Origin of the sequence: Streptococcus sp. 20925_1_24 (assembly GCF_041432335.1) — a bacterium.
Taxonomy (GTDB): Bacteria; Bacillota; Bacilli; order Lactobacillales; family Streptococcaceae; genus Streptococcus; species Streptococcus mitis_BM.
This window is the reverse complement of sequence record NZ_JAPVZM010000026.1, coordinates 1-2,133: the sequence shown is the minus strand read 5'-3', so window position 1 is coordinate 2,133 and position 2,133 is coordinate 1. Positions and strand designations below refer to the sequence as shown.

Genomic DNA, 2,133 nt, shown 5'->3' with positions numbered 1-2,133 from the left:
TCTACAACTACTGTTGCATCTGGATTTACAGCTTTAACTTTATCTTCGATCGCTTTCTTCTCAGCGTCTGTAAGTTTTTCTGGATTTGCTACTACAGTCTTATCTGCTGGTTTAACGATGTCGTTGCCTGCATTTGGTTTAGTTGCATCTACTTCTGATTTGAATAAATCTTCTGATGGGATTGTCGCAGTAGTTCCATCTTTCAGTGTAACTGTCGCATTACCATCTTCATCAAATTTAACAGATTTAGTTTCTGGGTTTAATTCTCTTAATTTTTCTTCTACTTTAGCTTGATCATCCGGATCATTTGCTTCACCGGCTACTTTGTCTGCTGGTTTAACAATTTTACTATTTCCTGCATCTGGGTTAGAAGTATCTTCTTTAGTTCTTACTAATTCTGATGCTGGAATTGCTGCAGTTTTACCATCTGGAGTAGAAACAGAAACAGTTCCATCTTCATTGATTGTTACGATAGCATCTGGATTTACCTCTTCAACTTTAGCAACAATCTTAGCTTTCTCTTCGTCAGTTAAGTTCGATGGATCTTTTACGATAACTTTATCAAGTGGTTTGTTAATGTCATTTCCACCTTTACCGTTATCTAATTGGTCCTCAGTTTTCACTAATTTTGTCGGATTGATAATTCCTTTATCGCCAGCTTCTGTTGTTACTTCGATGTTTCCATTTTCATCATATTTAACTTCTTTAGCTGTTGGGTTAACTTTCTTAACTTCTTCTAAGATTTTAGCTTTTTCTTCATCTGTTAATGCACTTGGATCTTTTACTAATACTTTATCAATTGGTCTGTTTACTTCTCCAATTGCTTTAATAGCCGACTTATCAGCTTCTTCTATTGTATTAACATCGTCTACACTACTTACTGCATCAATTGCTGCTTTAGATTTTTCCGCAGCTTTATCTACTTTAGCTTTTAATTTAGCTTTAGCTTCAGGAGTTAGATCGTTACGCGCATCGATTTCTGCTTTCTTAGCTGTTGCTTCTTCATCAATTGCTTTACGAGCATTTGGTTTATCTTCTACAACTGGTACAGATTTTTCAATTTCACCTTCAGCTGCTTCTTGAAGTTGCTTAACTTCTGCATCTGTTCCAGCTTTATCGATTTCTTCCTTAGCTTCTTCTGCTTGAGCTTTAGCTGCATCTGCTGCAACTTTCTTCTCTTCATCAGTAGCATCTGGAGTATTAGCAATATCTTCCAATTGTTTTGCTAATTTATCTTCGATTGCTTTCTTAGCTGCTGGTTTAGCTTTAGCTTCTGGATTTACAGCTGCAACTTCATCTACACCTGATTTCTTAGCACCATCTACTGCTGTTTGTGCTTCTGCTGCTTTTTCTGGTGTTTCTGCATTAGCTGGTTGAGCATCAATTGCATCTGTTGCTTCTTTAGCTTTCGCTTGAGCTTCTTCCTTAGCTGCTGCTTTTTCTTCGTCAGTTAAGTCTGGACGAGCATCGATGGCTGCTTCTTTCTTAGCTAATTCATCTGCTACTGCCTTCTTAGCTGCTTCTTTGGCTACTGGGTTAACTTTCGCAATGTCACCTGTACCAGTTTCTTTAGCTGCGTCTACTGCTGCATCTGTTGGTGCTGCATCGACTGCTTCTTTAGCTTTATCAGCGGCATCTTTAGCTGCATCTTTAGCGGCTTTCTTCTCGGCATCAGTTAAATCTGGACGAGCGTCAATTGCTGCTTCTTTAGCTTTAAGTGCATCGCCAATGGCTTTCTTAGCTGCTGGTTTCTTAACTGCTTCTGGATTTACAGCTTTAACATCTGCTACACCTTTATCTTTTGCACCATCGACTGCTTTTTGAGCTTCTGCTGCTTTTTCTGGTGTTTCTGCGATAGATGGTTGAGCATCGATTGCATCTGTTGCTTCTTTAGCTTTTGCTTGCGCATCTTTCTTAGCAGCATCTTTTTCTTCGTCAGTTAAGTCTGGACGAGCGTCGATTGCTTTTTCTTTTTCTGCTAATTCATCTGCTACTGCCTTCTTAGCTGCTTCTTTGGCTACTGGGTTAACTTTCGCAATGTCACCTGTACCAGTTCCTTTAGCTGCGTCTACTGCTGCATCTGTTGGTGCTGCATCGACTGCTTCTTTAGCTTTATCAGCGGCTGCTTTAGCT

1 protein-coding gene is annotated in these 2,133 nt (G+C 39.4%); it reads right to left on the bottom strand.

Annotated elements, in window-relative coordinates:
- On the bottom strand, window positions 1-2,133 hold a 2,133-nt coding region (locus O3650_RS09535), incomplete at both ends, for a DUF1542 domain-containing protein (RefSeq protein WP_371492023.1).